The sequence below is a fragment of the Amycolatopsis sp. NBC_01480 genome (assembly GCF_036227205.1).
Classification (GTDB): Bacteria; Actinomycetota; Actinomycetes; order Mycobacteriales; family Pseudonocardiaceae; genus Amycolatopsis.
On record NZ_CP109442.1, the window covers coordinates 5565640 to 5581408 of the forward strand.

Genomic DNA, 15769 nt, shown 5'->3' on the forward strand with positions numbered 1-15769 from the left:
TCTACGGCTCGGGTGGTGCGGGCGGATGTTGAGGGGCGTCGACGATCGCGAAGATCCGGTCGAGGGGTACCCCGCCCACCCTGCCGCCAACAGAGCCTGGGGAACGCCATCTATAACTGGGGGTCGCAATCAGTCGGCAACGAGCAGACCCGCAGTGACAACCACCTCCTGTATGTGACAACTATCGTCTGTCGTCACAGCTCGGCCAATCGATTGACAGCTGACGTCGCGCGCCACAGGATACGAACAAATGTCCGATGATTCCGGGTTCGCCCGCGCCTTCCCCGCTGGGTGTCTCCGGTACGCGCACCTGGTGCTGGAGGTGATCATGGTGCCGTGGGATCTGTCGCGCTCCGTCCTTGGCGAGCGCGCTGCTACCGCCCCCAGGTGCCGACTCGGCGTCCGCTCGTGAGCGGCGACGCCGCGACTGCTGGTGCTGTGGTGCCCGGACTGGCCCGTGGTCGCCGCGGGAGCCGCGCTGGTGAAGGAAGCCGAAGCGCGGACTCTCGCGCCGCTCGTGGACCGGGGCCACCGGGACCACGTGCCGCGGCCGGCACTCCGCCGCGGGTCCCGGCTGCGGTCTTCTCGGCGAAGCGGGTCGTGGCCTGCTCCGCCGCCGCGCGCCGCGACGGCGTCGGGCGCGGCATGCGTCGCCGGGACGCCCAGTCCCGCTGCGCCAGCTTGGTCGTGCACCAGCACGACCCGGACCAGGACGCCCGACTGTTCGAACCGGTCGCTGCGGCGGTCGAAGCCCACGCCGTCGGCGTCGAGGTCGTCCGTCCCGGCATCGTCGCCGTACCCACCGCCGGCGCCGCCGGCTACTTCGGCGGCGAAGAACCCCTGGCCGAACTCCTGATCGACGAGGTCTCCGCCAGCGCCGGGGTCGAGTGCCAGGTCGGGATCGCCGATGGGCTGTTCGCCGCGACCCTCGCCGCCCGCCGCAGCATCTTCTTTCCCACCGGCGGCTCGGCCGCGTTCCTGGCACTGCTGCCGGTCGCCGAGCTCGACCAGCCCGGCGACGACCGCGGCGAACTGGTCGGCCTGCTCACCCGCCTCGGCTTACGGACCCTCGGCGACTTCGCCGCGCTCGCCGAACGTGACGTCGCCGGCCGATTCCCCCGGGAGACGATCATCGCGCACCGACTGGCGCGCGGTCTGTCCCAGCGGCCGCCACTGCGGCGGGCGCTGCCGCCGGAGCTAAGGGATGTCTCGTAACCCGGTGCCAGGCCGGAGGGGTCGATAGTCGATCATGTTGGTGTGGTGCAGGTGATCACAGCGTCGCAGCCGGAGTGGATTACCCCGTTCACCGGGCTGGAGCCAGGCCAGTTCCGCAAGCTCGTTCGGCTGGTCGCGAAGCGAGGCGGGAGCGTGGTGTGCACGCCCGGCGGGAACGCGTCACGGTCGAAGTGGGCGAACTGTCCGCTGGCGAGATCGCGCTGTGCGACCCGGATGACGATGTCCCCGTCGGTGAGCGGCCGAGTCACCGTCGGCTTCGTCAATGATCCGTTGAGAACGGCGGGGTTGCTGCCGGGGGACACGCGCTGCAGCCGGCCGCGCAGTTGCTGTAGCGCGCCTTTGGTCGGGGCCGGTTGCTGGAATGGGTTCATCGGGATGCTCCTCCCCTGTCAGGGTCGAGGCCCGGGCCGGTGCGTGGCTACGGGCAAGCTCGCACGCCCGCCGCGTCACCGCCAGGTCTGACCTCCCGACCGGGACCGGTCTGCTCCGCCAACCTGAGGTTCCCCCCGAACAGTGGACAGGTCTTCAAGCAGCTTTCGCTGCGCCTGTCAGGGACTGTTCGTAGCACACAGGATTGAGCATCCCGATAGCCGAGTGACGCCTCTCATTGTTGTACCGACCGATCCACTTGTCAACTGCAGCAACAAGTTCTGCCTTGACTGTGAACGTGTGGCGGTAAAAGTACTCGTGCTTGAACGTTGACCAGAACGATTCCGCGGGGCTGTTGTCCCAGCAGATACCGGTCTCACCCATCGACCGTTTCAACCCGTACCGGTCGCAGGCTCGCGCCGTCAACCCGGCCGTGAATTCCCCACCGCGATCGGAATGCAGCACTGTGCCGGCGACACCGCGGCTGCGGCAGGCCACCGCCGCGTCGATGGCCTCACAGACCATGTCAGCACCGATATGGTCGGCGACGATGTGCCCGAGCACGCGGCGGGAATGCCCGTCGCGGATCGCGCACAAGTACAGATCACCCTCACCGCAGGTGAGGTAGGTGATGTCGGTCAGCCAGACCGCGTCGAGCTTGCCCTGGTCGAAGTTGCGTCGCACCAGATCCGGCGGAAACGACGCCGCCGGGTCAACCACCGTGGTGCGGACTTTGAAGGTGCGGGGACTGATGCCCTCGATCCCGATTCCGGCCATGATTGCCGCGACGGTTTTCTCGTTCACTGTTTCACCGCGTGCCCGTAGTTCGGCGGTGATCCGCGGGGACCCGTAGGTACCGTCGGACTCGGTGTGTACGTCGAGGATCTTCACCGCCAGATCAGCGCGGCGCTGCCGCCGGGGCGTCAACATCGTTGCTGCGGAACGTTTCATGTACGCGTAGTAGCCGGACGTCGAGACACCGAGCAGCCGCGCCATGCGCAGGACAGAGAACCGTGTGCCCTCGGGTGGTGTGGAGCCGGCGGGCTCGTCGGGGCCGGCGTACTTCGCCATCAGATCGAACCTCGCGGGTTCTTCTGCATCGCGGCAAAGTACGCCGACGCTTTTACCAAGAACGCGTTGTCCTTCTCCAGCTCGGCCACCTGCCTGCGCAATCGCAGCAGTTCGGCTTGCTCTGCAGCTTCCAGGGGTTTCTCGCCGTGGACCCCGGCGGCGGCGATCCTCCGCCGTTCGTCTTTGACCCAGACACTGAACATCCCCGGATCGATCCCCAGCTCACGGGCAACCTCGGCGATCGTGCGGTCGGAGTCGATCACACGATGCGCAGCCTCAATCTTGTACTCGGCCGTGTACGACCGACGCTTACGAGGAGGCATAACGGACATCCTTCCAGCAGGACCGCAGTCCTGCTAGCTCGGTGTCCACCGCCCAGGGGGAACCTCAACCGACGCCGGCGGTCGGGACGTGGACGTCGTAGAGCTGCCGGTCGATCATCCCTTGGCCGCCGGCGAGGTTTTGGTCACGCGCGCAATGCGCCGAGCGCCGCGTCGATCGCGGCCAGCGTTGCGGTCCTGTCGAGGCCCGCCCTAGATACGAGCGAGAGGCCTTGGACTATGTAGAGTAATAGCTGGGCTTGGGCCTCGGGATGGGTGTTTTCGGTTACTTCCCCGGTGGCCTGTGCGAGGCGAAGTGCGTCGGAGACGATCTCGGTGAACCGACGATATGAGCGGGTAACGAGTTCTGTGGCTTCGCTGTCGTGGGGTACGAGCTCGGCAGTGGTGTTGCCGACCAGGCAGCCGTGCGGTGTGCCCACGTCGGAGATCATCTCGTCCAAGCGTGCTGGGTGGGTAAGGATCTCGCGAAGGGCTGGCAGAAGTGGGCGGGCGTCGAGTGCTGTGGTCAGGTGTCGCTCGTACACATCCCAGTAGAGCCTGACGGCGTCGAGATAGAAGCGGCGCTTGTCCCCGAAGGTTCCGTAGAGGCTGCCGCGTTCGACCGCAAGCACATCGACCAGGTCTTGGATCGAGGTCGCCCCGTAGCCCCGCGACCAGAACAGCTCGAGTGCGCGCGCCAGCGTCTTGTCCTTGTCGAACTCGCGGGGGCGTCCGGTCCGTGTCACCTGCCTAGACTACGACTTCTTGACAGGACGTTCAAGAAGTCGTAGCTTCAATCATGTTACTTCTGGAACGTCTACACAGAAGTCGGTAGATCAGAGACCGGCGCGAAAGGGCGAAGCGATGGAGTTGGCAGGAAAGACAGCACTCGTCACCGGATCCGGCGCGATCGGCGGACTCGGGCACGCGACGGCCAAGCTCCTGGCCGTGGAGGGGGCCAGCCTGATCATCACCGGCACCGATCCGGAGCGCGGTGCCCAGGTCGTCGCGGACCTTGGCGCGGCCGGTGGCGAGTCCACCGGGACGGTGCGTTTCGTTGCAGCCGATCTGGCCGACCCGGCGGCCGTGCAACAGCTGGCCGAGGAGGCCGGAGCCGTGGACATCCTGATCAACAATGCGGGCGTCGTCCCGTTCGGGTCGACTACCGAGCAGGACATCACAGACTATGACGCTGCCTTCGCGGTCAATGTGCGTGCGCCATTCCTGCTCACCGCGTTGCTCGCGCCGAAAATGGCCGCCAATGGCGGCGGCAGCATCGTCAACGTCAGTTCTACCGCAGCCGGCCTCGGCATGCCGGGCATGGCTGTCTACGGCGCCACCAAGGCCGCGCTCGAATCGTTGACTCGCACCTGGGCAGCGGAGTTCGCCTCGTCGAACGTGCGAATCAACGCCGTCGCTCCGGGTCCGATGCGCACTGCGAAGGTGGTCGCGGCGATGGGCCCGGACATGGGTGGCATGGGCCTGACCACCGCACTCAAACGCACCTCCGACCCGGCCGAGGTGGCGCAGGTGATCGCTTTCGTCGCCGGCGACCGAGCCAGTTATATGACCGGGGCGATCGTGGCCGCCGACGGTGGCCGAACCGCAATCTGACTCGAGGCCCGCTGTCGCCGAATTGCGCATCGCGCGGGCTGGGTTAGCTTTCATTGTTGTCAAATCACGCGCCCTGGCGTCAAGCGAGGAGAATGGGTTAATGGGTCGTCTTGACGGAAAACACGCACTGATCACAGGCGGATCGAGTGGCATCGGCCTCGAAACGGCCCGTCAGTTCCTCGCCGAGGGAGCGACTGTCGCGATCACTGGTCGCTCGCAGGAAAAGCTGGATGAGGCTGCCCGGCAACTGGAGGGCCCGCTGCTGCCTATTGTCAGCGACGCCGGCGACGTGCCCGGCCAGGTGGCGCTCGCGGCGCGGCTGCAGGCGGAGTGGCCGAAGCTCGACATCCTGATGAGCAACGCCGCCGACGTCACTCATCTCCCGATCGAGAAATGGACCGAGGAGGCATTCGACGGGATCGTCGCCACCAATCTCAAGGCGCCGTTCTTCCTGATCAAATCCCTGCTGCCACTCTTCTCGCAGCAATCCTCGGTCATTCTCGTCGGTTCAGTTTCCGCTTTCGTCGGACACGAGAATGCGACGGTCTACGGTGCCGCTAAAGCGGGCCTGCTGTCCTATGCCCGGGGGCTGACCTATGAGCTTAAGGACCGGGGGATCCGGGTCAACGGGCTGAGCCCGGGGCCGACCCTCACCGACGTATTCAAGCCGCTTGGCGCTGAGGCCCAGGCCGCCATCTACGACGACCTGCGGAAGGTCGTGCCTCTCCATCGTATCGGGACCGCAATCGAGGTCGCGAAGGCAGCGGTCTATCTCGCCTCCGACGAGTCCGCCTACACCGTCGGCACCGTGCTGCGTGTTGATGGCGGTATCGGAGAGCTTGCATACTGATACGGTGGGTCGCGTCACCCATCCGACGGTTGTCCGGATCCCGCTTGGCCCAAAGGACCCCAATGGGGTTTTCTCAGTAGCGTCCGTGGTGTTCGTGGTAGGTGAGCATGAGTGCAGCTTGGACGATTGGGCTGATCCGATGCGGGCACAGGGTGACTCGTCGTAAGGCCGACCAGCGGTTTTTGCCGATAGCAGCGGCGCGTTCGTCGAGGCAGCGCGGCTGGCTGTGCAGCAGGTTGTCGGTGTGCTGATCGGCCGCGAGCGGCGGGTGACCTGCAGCTCTCTTGAACAACCGACATGACGAGGGCGAACTATGCCTCGATCTGTGGCACGGCAAGCCGCTGCCACTGATGACGCGGTACGACGATCGGGCCAAGGACCGAGGCCAAACTGGGCGGCTTCTTCCACACGGGGGACCTCGCGAGCCGCGACACGGATGGCTACGTCACCTTCGTCGGGCGCACCGATGACGTCTTCAAGTCCCGGACTACAAGGTCAGCCCGTTCGAGCTCGAGTCGGTCCTGATCGAGCACACCGCCGTGGCCGAGGCCGCCGTCGTGCCAGCGCCGGACCGCATCCGGCTCACCGTGCCGAAAGGCCTACGTCGCACTGGCGCCCGGCAAGGGAGCCGTCAGCCGAGCTGGCCGAGAGCATCCTCGGATTCGTCGCGGGCTGGCTTCCCGGCTATCTACGGGTGCGTCGACTGGAGTTCCTCGACCTTCCGAAGACCATTTCCGGAAATATCCGCCGCGTCGAGCTGCGCCACCGCGACCCAGACGATCGAAAAGACGGCGGGCGGCCGACCGGAGAATGGCGCTGGGAGGATTTCCCTTCGCTGTCCACGCTGTCGCGCCGATCCTGGACCATTGAGTCAACGTCTCTCGAGACTGTTAGAACAGAAGGAGTAATCATGACAGTGGAAAATACGGAGGCCGGCCCGCTGAGTCGAGACGGCAGCCTCTACGTCACGGGCAACTATGCGCCAGTTCAGAAAGAAGTCACGGCCTATGATCTCGCGGTCGACGGAGAGATCCCCGCGGAGTTGTCGGGCCGCCTGCTTCGTGTCGGACCCAATCCGGTCTCCCCGGTAACCGATCCGGTGAACCATCACTGGTTCAACGGAGAGGGAATGCTGCATGGCGTCCGCCTGCGTGACGGAAAGGCTGAGTGGTATCGCAATCGCTTTGTCCGTGGTACGAAGGTGCTGGAGGCGCTGGGCGAGCCGCCGATTCCAGGACCGACGCGGGGTTTCGACCTCGCCAACAACACGCACGTGATGAAAATCGGAGGAAGCACCTACGCGCTCACTGAGGCGGGGTCCCTTCCGATGCTGCTCTCCTATGAACTCGCGACCGAGAGGCGGTCTAATTTCGGTGGGACGATGGGCGACGCCTTCACCGCGCACCCTCGCCTCGATCCCGTGACAGGGGAGACGCATGCGATTACCTACGTGCCCGAGCACGAAAAGGTCCAATATCAGGTCGTCACGACCGAGGGCCTGGTCCGTCGCATCGTCGACGTTCCCCTGCCGGGGCGCCCGATGGTGCACGACACGTGCCTAACCGCGAAATACATCGTCATCATGGACATGCCGGTGACGTTCTCGATGGAGGCTATGCAGAGGGGTGACTCGGTGCCGTTTATCTGGGACCCTGGACACGGCTCGCGCGTAGGCCTGTTGCCCCGAGAGGGCAGTGCCGAGGACGTCGTCTGGTGCGAGCTGCCGGGCACGCCTTTCGTATTTCACACCGGCAACGCCTATGACGCGGATGACGGCACCGTTGTCATGGAGGTGGTGCGCTACGAATCAATGTTCCGCACGAACAGCCATTCACCGTTCGCCGATGACGCTCACCTCTACCGCTGGACGGTCAACCCGGCCACCCGCACGGTGACCGAGCAGCTGCTGGATGACCACGCACAGGAATTCCCGCGGCATGACGAGCGCCTGGTCGGTCAGGACTACCGGTACTCCTATACGGTCACCTCCGACGATGTGCCGAAGGGCTTCACCGGACTGCTCAAGTACGACGTCAAACGCGGGACCGGCGAGAGTGTCGACTACGGACGCGGCATGCTCACCATGGAAACGGTCTTCGTCCCGACGTCCGACAGCGCCGCGGAAGACGACGGCTGGCTGATGGCCTACGTCCACGACGTGGCCACCGAACGCTGTGACGTGGTCATCCGGCACGCGCAGGATCTCGCCAACCCGGTCGCGACGATCCACCTCCCCGTGCGCGTGCCGTTCGGCTTCCACGGCAACTGGATCGCCGACTGAAGCCTTGTTGCGGTGGGGCGGTGCCCGCGATGTCGTCTACGTCGGCAAAGTCGGCGCGCTGAACCCTGGCATCGAGCCCGATACACGACTCGCCACCGGGAACACAGGCCTCAGAGCCCGATGTCCTGATCGTCACAGTGTTCCTGGGCTGTCTCGCTACGACGGCACCTGACGTCGATGGTGGCGGCGAGCATGTCTGCGAAGTTGTCGAGACGTTGGCGAAGTGCGGTGTAGTGGCCGGTGGGCTGGCTGGCGCTGATGAGGCGCCATCATGTGTGGATCTGGCGGATGGTCGCGCCGCCTGGCCGGGGCTGGTTGACGCAGGGGCAACATCCGCGAGGGCCGTGACATCGAGGGCGGCCGACCATGCTCCGGCAGCTCTCAGTGATGTGGGTCGAGATCACCGGCGTCCCCGAAACCGAAGTCCTCCTCGCCATCCAAGAGACCGACCCCTCGCCGCGATGGAACTCGGGCCCCTCTTTCCACCTGCCGGTCAAGAGGCCGCCTGGACAAGCTCGCTGCACTGGGAATCTCGGGCGGTTGATGCAGCCTCACCCGCCCCTCCGACAGCACTCATCACTCACCGAGGCCGGGACTCGCCGCCGCTTCCCACTCGTCGATCATTTCGGTGGCGGTGCGTCAGAGTATTTTCTTCAGCCAATCGCCAAAGGTGAGTAGCTGGGGATACTCTTGCCGCACCTTGGCGATGTCCGCTTTGAAGCCTTCTTCGCGAATCCAGCGGAACATGTCCCCGTACTCCGTCGGCACCAATCTCTTGGCTGCGAAGACGGGAATTGGCGCCGCCCAGGGCTTATGCCCGGTTACGGTCTTGAAGGTCCTGATTATGTCGGTGATGTTCAACTCATCCCCAGCAAGCGGGATGATGCGTCCGGCGTAGCGTTCTGGCTCTTCGAGCGCGCGCGCGGCAAACCAGCCGATGTCGTAGGTGGCCACGAATTGAACGCGGAGCGAAACTCCCAAGTTCGCTTTGAACATTCCGAGGTACATTGCGCGCTGTATCGGCGGGACGGCCAACGCATCCATGAAACCGACCGGACGCAGAATCGTGACCGGGAGTCCTAGCTCACGAATGTGCTGCTCAATCGCCCATTTGCTCTCGTAGTGGCCGAGGCCGCTGTTCCGCTCGACCCCCTCCGCCGATGAGTAGACGAGATGAGGGCTGCCCGATGCCTTTACCGCATCGGCAAACCGCTTCCCGTTCAGCCCCTCTGCCTCGGTTCCGCCCTTTTCGGTCCATTGCTGCACTGAATACGCGGCGGAGACGCCGGCCAACGCGGCCTTAAGCGAAGCCATGTCGTCGAAGTCGCCTTTGACCAGCTCGACGCCACGCGCGGCCAGGACCTTGGCCTTCGGTGACTCCACGTTACGCGTCAATACCCTCACGCGAACCTTCTTCGCTGCCAGCAAGTGAGTGACCGTCGCACCGCCCTGACTCCCGGTTCCGCCAGTAACAAGAACCACGTTTTCACTGGACATAGATTTCATGCTCTCTTGAATGTAGTAAGTAGTGTCGGAACGTCGCAAGAGATCTCGATTAGAAGGTTGGAGACGGGTGTCGACGCAGCTCGACTCGGCTTCCGGTGGAATTCGACTCACGGTCGTAATGTCCGAGAGCGCTCCTTGAGCTCGGGATTGTGTATCGACACTGCACGACGTGCTCGATCCGCACCCGTGCGAGGCTGGTCAGCTGGTGCGGGACCATGCGGAGCTGCCGGGCCGGCTCGGGAGGAACGTCTTTCATTCACGCCCATTCGCCTAGAATGAATCCACCGTTGTCCCGCCGGATCTCCACAGCACCGGTACCGCCGAAGTGTGCAGGCACGAGCAGTTCCCGCTTATCGGCTGCCCGGTGGAGGATCCGCTGACGCGTACGGGCGGCTTGTTCGGGGGCCAGGCAGGTAGAGCTGCTGCAGTCGGGATGGAGAATCTGCACAGGGCTATGCAGCACATCTCCGACGAAGACCGCCCGCTCGTTTCCGGAGGCCAGCCGCAGCACGGACGAGCCGGGGGTGTGGCCGGGCGCGGACTCCAAGACGAGGTGTTCGTCTATACGATGACGACCGTCCCACAGCACGGCCTGTCCCGCCCGGTGGATGGGCGCGATGCTGTCTTCATAGATGAGGCGATCGTCCGGTTGCAGGCCATTCCCCTCCGAATTGCCCGGTTCGAAGTGCGCGTCGTCCGCAGCAGGAATGAGGTACTGAGCGTTGGGAAACGCCGGAACCCACTCCCCGCCTGCGTCGACAGTGTTCCCGCCGACGTGGTCGACGTGGATATGCGTATTGACCACGACATCGACGTCCTGCGGGGAAACGCCGACCCTCGCGAGTCCTCCGAGGAGGTCACCACGCCAGAGATGGAACTCCGGCCTACTCGGCCGCTGGTGCCCGTCGCCCATGCCCGTGTCGATCAGCACGGTCCGCCCACCGCTGCGCAGCACCCAGGTCCGCACCGCCATCACCGCCCGGTCACTGTTGGGCTCCCAGTGGTCCGGTACCAGCCAGCCCTCGTTGTCCTTCCACAGTTCGCCCGCGACCTCCGGGAGCAGATCGGGGGCAGGGGCGAACGGGCCCTGCCACTCGACGACCCGGATGATCTCGACGTCTCCCAGCACTGTGTTCTGCACGCTCTCGTTCGTCATAGGCTCGACGCTAAGAGTGCTGCCCGCGGCTCTCAATGCGAATCCGGCTCACCGGAATACGCTTTCGCCTCACACGCGATCGCAGGGGTATGCTCGGTGAGTGGACGTGCTCGGCGATGCGATCTCTGCTGTGCGCCTCGGGCACCCCTCGTCCGACCGGGTGTGGATGGATGGACGTTGGTGCGTTCGCCTGGACCCCTATGAGGGCGCTGCGTTCCTCGCCGTGATGAAGGGCGGCTGCTGGTTGCTGCCCGACGACGGCGCCTCGGTGTCACTCGGTGTGGGTGACGTCGTCTTGCTGCTGCCCCACGGCAAAGGGTATGTGGTCGCCGATTCGCCGCTCGACAGGGTGGTCGCGGTCGGCACGGCGACGCCGTTCGACCGCTGGCATGCGGACGCAGGCTCGCGTGCCCGAGACGATCGCGGCGAGACGGAGGTGCTGTGCGGGAAGTACCGGGTCGACCGCAGTCGCCTCCACCCACTCCTGACACAGCTGCCGGAGGTTGTCCACTTTCCCAGCCGGCCGGACGGCCACAGCGAACTCCGCGCCGCGATTGGCCTTCTCGCGAGTGAGCAGGACGAGCAGCGCGCCGGCTCCTCCCTCGCGCTCCCGAGCCTGCTGGATCTCCTGCTCGTCTTCATGATCCGCTCGTGGATGACCGATGCGGGCCACCGGGCCTGGCCCGGCGCTCTCGCCGACTCGGTGACGGCTGCGGCCCTTCGGGCACTGCATGCCGACCCGGCCGCCCCGTGGACCAATGACAGGCTGGCCGCAGAGGTCGGCGTCTCTCGCCCCACCCTGGCGCGCCGCTTCACCCCCCTGGTCGGCCGCCCACCGATGGCCTACCTCACCTGGTGGCGTCTCGTCCGCGCCGCCGTTCTGCTTCGGGACACCACGGACACCCTGGCCACCGTGGCCAGAAAGGTCGGTTACAGCAGTCCGTATGCGTTCTCGCACGCCTTCGCGAAGGAGTACGGCACCACCCCGGGGCGATATCGATCGGAAGCCGGAGGCCGGTCGGCCGCCTGATCATCCGTCAGCGCCGCCGGGTCGGTCATCGCCACGCCTGCTCCCAGTGCGTGAGGGTGACAGCCGCGGTCACGGGAACGAACACCGCGCGCACCGGACGGTCCTGCTCGAACGAACCTGGCTCGCCGATCAAGGTCCCGTACATCCGTGGACCGTCGTCGAGTTCGATGAGCCCGACCGGGTACGGGACGTCGTCTTGATGGCGGCGCTGAGCGCCCGGTGGTACTCCGCGATGCTCCACGGAACTCCCGTGGGGCGCACCTCGGTCCACTGTCTGCCCTGAGTTTGGCACTCCGGGCACACCGGACTGGGGGCCACCTCAGGTAGGTGCAGTGGGTGCAGCGCTGGACCCACCAGCTGGTTCCGGCGGGTGGCCCTCCAGAACGCCGTGCTCGCCGACTGGCACGCCACCAAACACCGACTGTCCGAAGTGGAGACTCGCATGGTCGACGTCCTGAATCACCTCGAACTCACCAACCTGGTCACCACCATCCCGGGACTCTCGGCCGTCGGCGCGGCCGCGATCCTCGCCGAAACCGGGGATATGAAACGGTTCGACAGCCCGCGCGCAGTCGTCAAACACGCGGGGCTCTGCCCCCGCCAGAACGCCAGCGGCACCATGGAGGGCCGGACCCGCATCGCCCGCCGAGGACGACCCAAACTGCGCCTGGCCGCATGGCGAGCGATCTGGGGCGCCCAAGCGAACAACCCGGTACTCACCGCCCGCTACCGGCATCTGACCACCCGACCGGACAACCCGCTCACTCACGGCCAGGCCTACGCCGCCCTCGCCGCCGCACTGCTGCGCTGGCTGCATGTGATCGTCACCCAGCGCGTCCCCTGGAACGCACAGGCCGCCAGCGGCCCCATCGACCTGCAGACCGCCGCCTGAACGCGGCCACGACACCCTGACCAGGGACGGGCAAAGCTCAACCCGGCGTTGAGGACCACCTGGACCGACACCCTGAGCAGGCCCGTTGCCTCCACGAACTCGATTGCACGCTGTTGGGCCAACAGCCCCATTGTCAGCTACGTAGAGCCGAGGAGGCGACAAGGCCCCGACTCACTTGACAAATCCGTCTTACGCTGGCATTGGGCCGAAAACACCGATCTTGGAACAGTCCCGCAACGGCGGACCGCGAGATGACAGCGGCAGATCAGTGCATCGGAACCTGGCTCTGTGTGGTCCGGTCGATGGGTCAGCCGATCAGCTGTTCGGAGCGTTCCCAGAGATTGCGGGCGAGGTCGGGGTCGAGCGCCTGGGGGTTGATGCGCTTGGTGAGCTTGCGCTTCTGGTAGTACCCGCCGGATTCCCAGTCGACGTCGGGCCTGCTTTCGGCGAGCCAGACCAGTTGGTCGGCGCCCTTCTCCGGGGTGAGCAACATGGCGCGGGTGATGCGGTTGGTGGTGATGAACTTCATGAGCCGGCTGTCCGACTGGGTGCCGAAGCTGGTCGCGATGTTGCCCGGGTGGATAGCGGCCGTGGAGATGCCCTGGGCGTGGTAGCGGCGGTGCAGTTCCTTGGTGAATAGGATGTTCTCGAGCTTGGCTGCGTTGTAGGCCCGTATCGTGCCGAATTTCCGGTCGTGGTTGAGGTCGTCGATGTCGAGCTTGCCGGCCAGGCGCGCGCCGATGCTCGAGGTCTGGATGACCGTCGCCCGGGAGGCGATCAGCTTGTCGATCAGCAGCCGGGTGAGCAGGAACGGTCCGAGGTGGTTGATCTGGAAGGTCTTCTCGAACCCATCGACGGTCTTGGTGCGATCACCGAAGACCCCACCGGCGTTGTTGGCGAGCACGTCGATGCGCGGGTAGGTGGCGTCCAGCTCGGCGGCGAGTTTGCGCACCTCGTCGAGGCGGGTGAAGTCGGCGAGAAAGTGGTCCGCGCCGATCTCGCGGGCGACCGTCTGGGTCTTCTGCGGGGAGCGGCCGACGACGACAACCCGGTGGCCGTCCTGGTGGAGCTGACGTGCGGCTGCCGCGCCGATGCCGTCGCTGGCGCCGGTGATCACGATGGTCTTGTACATGCCAACACCGTACGCCTAACTTGTCAGTTACCGTCAACTTAGACTGCTGGTGATATGATCGACGCGCTATGAAGCTGAAGCAGCCCGGCGTCCGGGAACGCACCCGCCGAGCGGTGCAGCGCGAACTCGGCGAGGCGGCGCTCGCCCTGTTCGTCGAGCGCGGCTTTGAGGCCACGACCATTGACGACATCGCCGCGGCAGTCGGCATGTCGCAGCGCAGCGTCTTCCGCTACTTCGCCAGTAAGGAAGAGATCGTCGTCGGCAAGCTCGACCTGGCGGTAGATCAGATGCTCGAGACGCTGCGCACGCGGCCGGCCGGTGAGCCGGCGTGGGCGTCGTTGCGCCGTTTGTTCGACCTGCTGGACGAGCCGGGCCAGCAGGCGATCGCCGAACCGGTCCATCGGGTGGTCCTCGAGACCCCTGCGCTGCTCGCTGCCTACCTGCAGAAACTGCAGCAGATGCAAGACGCCGTGGTCGGCGGTCTGCGCGAGCGCGCCGCGGCGGCCGGTACGCCGTACGCCGTCAACGATCCGACGCCGCGTGCGCTCACCGCCGCGGCCTTCGGTTGCCTGGTCGCCGCGCAGCATTCCTGGCTCGCGTCCGGCGGTGCTGGCCCGCTCAGTGACGCCGTCGACCGCGCCATGGCCGCCATCACCCGCCACACCTAAGTGGTCGGTTTCGGAAGTCCTTCTGGGGTGATCATGCCGCGCGCGGAGGCTCGATCATGGACTCCTGACGTTCGTGCTCGGTGATCCTTGCCAGCAGGGCATGCAGGTCGTCGCGGGTGAACTTCCATCGGAACGGTGTGGTGGTCGCGTTGTAGCGCTTCTCGAACTCGACGATTCGTTGCTCGACCTCGTCCAGGTCGGTGAAGTCGTTGGGAGACAAGACTTTGCGTTGCACTACGGAAAAGAAGACCTCCACCGGGTTCAGCCAGGAGGCATGGAACCGGGTGTGCACCATCACCGCGTTGGGAAACCGCGCGGCCGGCCGACGGGAGCCGGACCCCCGTGACCGCAGGCGGCGCGTGCTGTCCTTGACCCCTGTCGGAGCTGAGATGATCGAGCGCGGCAAGCAGGTCGTCGAACGCGCCAACGACGAGATATTCGCCCATCTCGACACCGAAGACAGGGCGCTGCTGTTCCGGCTGGCGCTGCGCGCCCTCGAGGCTTCGGCAGCGGACGAGCAGCCACTCCCGACTGGCTTCTGACTGCCTCCGCCGGTCAGATCCGGAGGAGGGCCTCGGCATTGCCGTGGGGCGATGAGCTCACGCTCGGCGTGGCTCACCTCCAGGTGTCCGGGGAACCGGCCGGTCTCCGTGGCCGACGCCGAGACCACCGGCTCCTGCTGGCAGCACCTCCTCGGCGACGTCAGGGAGCAGCTCACACGGCCCTGGAGCAGCTGCGGGACCTGCACCGCCGACACCGCCGAGAGGCATACGCCCGGTGGTGGCGCGTTCGCCGTCAACAGCACGGTGGGCCACGTGGACTGGGCTGCGGCACCGTGAGGTCCACGGAAGACGACCGGGTGACCGTTCTGTTCGACGACCACGGCTACGCGACGTTGTCATGCCCGCCGTCCACGAGCACTCTCTGCTCACCGCCGTCAACCCTCACATGGCGGACGGGCGCGCCCGGTCGTGGCCTTCTGGTGGAGAGGTGTCCTGCCGCGACGGAACGGTTCCGCCACCCATGCCGCGATTTCGTCCAGCGACACCGGGAACTCCGGGATCAGGATCGCGTGCGCGCTGGTGGCGGTTCCGGCGTGCAGTGCTATCCACCCGACGTTTCGTCCCATGACCTCGGCGACCATGCACCGGTGGTGGGATTCACCCGTGGTGCCCAAGCGATCGATCGCCTCGGTGGCGATCTCCACCGCTGTGTCGAAGCCGAAGGAGTAGTCGGTCGCGGCCAGGTCGTTGTCGACAGTCTTCGGAACACCAACGATCGGCAGGCCGGCCTCGGCGAGCAGATGCGCGGCGGCGAGGGTGCCCTCCCCGCCGATCGCGATCACCGCGTCCAGGCCGAGGTCCTCGAGGTGAGTCCGGACGACGTCGTACCCGCCGTCCCTCGCCCAGCGGGTTGGTCCTCGACGTACCCAGGATCGTGCCGCCCAGCTTCGCGATGCCCCGGACGGCCCGCCAGTCGAGGTCGATCACTTCCTTCTCGAGCACGCCGCGCCATCCGTCGCGAAACCGAAAAGCCTGTCGCCGTATGTCCGCTCACTCCGGACGAAGGCGGCCTTCAGCACGGCGTTGAGTCCCGGGCAGTCGCCCCCGCTGGTCAAAATGCCGATGTGCGCCACGGGTCCAT

Annotated in this window: 15 protein-coding genes and 5 pseudogenes; 10 read left to right on the forward strand and 10 right to left on the reverse strand. The window is 65.9% G+C overall.

All coding sequences use genetic code 11. The annotated features are described in order from the left end of the window. Window positions 1–427: 427 nt before the first annotated feature. Both OG371_RS26625 and OG371_RS26630 read left to right on the forward strand, forming a co-directional pair. A pseudogene (locus OG371_RS26625) lies at window positions 428–1200 on the forward strand (Y-family DNA polymerase); the annotation flags it as partial. A 60-nt stretch (window positions 1201–1260) separates the two neighbouring features. Next, a pseudogene (locus OG371_RS26630) lies at window positions 1261–1374 on the forward strand (IS5/IS1182 family transposase); the annotation flags it as partial. 387 nt (window positions 1375–1761) lie between these two features. Here the strand turns inward: OG371_RS26630 and OG371_RS26635 are convergent. The 3 genes from OG371_RS26635 to OG371_RS26645 form a co-directional block, all read right to left on the reverse strand. Continuing rightward, the gene (locus OG371_RS26635) at window positions 1762–2676 is read right to left on the reverse strand and encodes an IS3 family transposase (protein WP_329057475.1); all 915 of its coding nucleotides are present in this window, start codon (window positions 2674–2676) and stop codon (window positions 1762–1764) included. Further along, window positions 2676–3008: a transposase gene (locus OG371_RS26640; RefSeq protein WP_329057902.1), complete on the reverse strand. Its 333-nt coding sequence runs from the start codon at window positions 3006–3008 to the stop codon at window positions 2676–2678. Before OG371_RS26640 ends, OG371_RS26635 begins: the two co-directional genes overlap by 1 nt. Before the next feature lie 134 nt (window positions 3009–3142). Beyond that, window positions 3143–3742, reverse strand: coding sequence for a TetR/AcrR family transcriptional regulator (locus OG371_RS26645; RefSeq protein ID WP_329057903.1), 600 nt, complete (start codon window positions 3740–3742; stop codon window positions 3143–3145). 118 nt (window positions 3743–3860) lie between these two features. Between OG371_RS26645 and OG371_RS26650 the strand changes: the two genes are divergently transcribed. From OG371_RS26650 to OG371_RS26670, 4 genes and pseudogenes are all read left to right on the forward strand, one after another. Next, window positions 3861–4610, forward strand: a complete 750-nt coding sequence (locus OG371_RS26650) for an SDR family NAD(P)-dependent oxidoreductase (RefSeq protein ID WP_329057904.1) — start codon at window positions 3861–3863, stop codon at window positions 4608–4610. A gap of 100 nt (window positions 4611–4710) precedes the next feature. Further along, window positions 4711–5460 (forward strand): SDR family oxidoreductase, encoded by a 750-nt coding sequence (locus tag OG371_RS26655; protein WP_329057905.1) that lies wholly within the window; start codon window positions 4711–4713, stop codon window positions 5458–5460. Between the two features lie 299 nt (window positions 5461–5759). Beyond that, window positions 5760–6298, forward strand: a pseudogene (locus OG371_RS26665) (AMP-binding enzyme); the annotation flags it as partial. Between the two features lie 72 nt (window positions 6299–6370). Continuing rightward, window positions 6371–7741, forward strand: coding sequence for a carotenoid oxygenase family protein (locus OG371_RS26670; protein ID WP_329073274.1), 1371 nt, complete (start codon window positions 6371–6373; stop codon window positions 7739–7741). A gap of 639 nt (window positions 7742–8380) precedes the next feature. Here OG371_RS26670 and OG371_RS26675 read toward each other — a convergent pair. Together OG371_RS26675 and OG371_RS26680 are read right to left on the reverse strand one after the other, a co-directional pair. Next, on the reverse strand, window positions 8381–9238 hold the full coding sequence (locus OG371_RS26675) for an NmrA/HSCARG family protein (RefSeq protein ID WP_329057906.1): 858 nt from the start codon (window positions 9236–9238) through the stop codon (window positions 8381–8383). Window positions 9239–9503: 265 nt separating this feature from the next. Next, window positions 9504–10403 carry an MBL fold metallo-hydrolase gene (locus OG371_RS26680; protein ID WP_329057907.1) on the reverse strand — a complete coding sequence of 300 codons (900 nt, stop codon included), beginning with the start codon at window positions 10401–10403 and terminating at the stop codon, window positions 9504–9506. 100 nt (window positions 10404–10503) lie between these two features. Between OG371_RS26680 and OG371_RS26685 the strand changes: the two genes are divergently transcribed. Continuing rightward, the gene (locus OG371_RS26685; protein WP_329057908.1) at window positions 10504–11433 is read left to right on the forward strand and encodes an AraC family transcriptional regulator; all 930 of its coding nucleotides are present in this window, start codon (window positions 10504–10506) and stop codon (window positions 11431–11433) included. A 25-nt stretch (window positions 11434–11458) separates the two neighbouring features. On the opposite strand, the gene OG371_RS26690 is transcribed toward OG371_RS26685, so the two are convergent. Further along, the gene (locus OG371_RS26690) at window positions 11459–11734 is read right to left on the reverse strand and encodes an OB-fold domain-containing protein (RefSeq protein ID WP_329057909.1); all 276 of its coding nucleotides are present in this window, start codon (window positions 11732–11734) and stop codon (window positions 11459–11461) included. A gap of 69 nt (window positions 11735–11803) precedes the next feature. Between OG371_RS26690 and OG371_RS26695 the strand changes: the two genes are divergently transcribed. After that, window positions 11804–12325: an IS110 family transposase gene (locus OG371_RS26695; RefSeq protein WP_329057910.1), complete on the forward strand. Its 522-nt coding sequence runs from the start codon at window positions 11804–11806 to the stop codon at window positions 12323–12325. 307 nt (window positions 12326–12632) lie between these two features. Here the strand turns inward: OG371_RS26695 and OG371_RS26700 are convergent, their stop codons facing one another. After that, window positions 12633–13457 carry an SDR family NAD(P)-dependent oxidoreductase gene (locus OG371_RS26700; protein ID WP_329057911.1) on the reverse strand — a complete coding sequence of 275 codons (825 nt, stop codon included), beginning with the start codon at window positions 13455–13457 and terminating at the stop codon, window positions 12633–12635. Window positions 13458–13525: 68 nt separating this feature from the next. Here OG371_RS26700 and OG371_RS26705 point away from each other — a divergent pair, with 68 nt between their 5' ends. After that, on the forward strand, window positions 13526–14125 hold the full coding sequence (locus tag OG371_RS26705; protein WP_329057912.1) for a TetR family transcriptional regulator: 600 nt from the start codon (window positions 13526–13528) through the stop codon (window positions 14123–14125). 31 nt (window positions 14126–14156) lie between these two features. Here the strand turns inward: OG371_RS26705 and OG371_RS26710 are convergent, their stop codons facing one another. Next, window positions 14157–14420 carry a hypothetical protein gene (locus tag OG371_RS26710; RefSeq protein ID WP_329057913.1) on the reverse strand — a complete coding sequence of 88 codons (264 nt, stop codon included), beginning with the start codon at window positions 14418–14420 and terminating at the stop codon, window positions 14157–14159. 94 nt (window positions 14421–14514) lie between these two features. Between OG371_RS26710 and OG371_RS26715 the strand changes: the two genes are divergently transcribed. Beyond that, on the forward strand, window positions 14515–14667 hold the full coding sequence (locus OG371_RS26715) for a hypothetical protein (protein ID WP_329057915.1): 153 nt from the start codon (window positions 14515–14517) through the stop codon (window positions 14665–14667). Window positions 14668–15062: 395 nt separating this feature from the next. Here OG371_RS26715 and OG371_RS26720 read toward each other — a convergent pair. Together OG371_RS26720 and OG371_RS47475 are read right to left on the reverse strand one after the other, a co-directional pair. After that, a pseudogene (locus OG371_RS26720) lies at window positions 15063–15506 on the reverse strand (6-phosphofructokinase); the annotation flags it as partial. A gap of 34 nt (window positions 15507–15540) precedes the next feature. Beyond that, window positions 15541–15672, reverse strand: a pseudogene (locus tag OG371_RS47475) (6-phosphofructokinase); the annotation flags it as partial. Window positions 15673–15769: the final 97 nt, after the last annotated feature.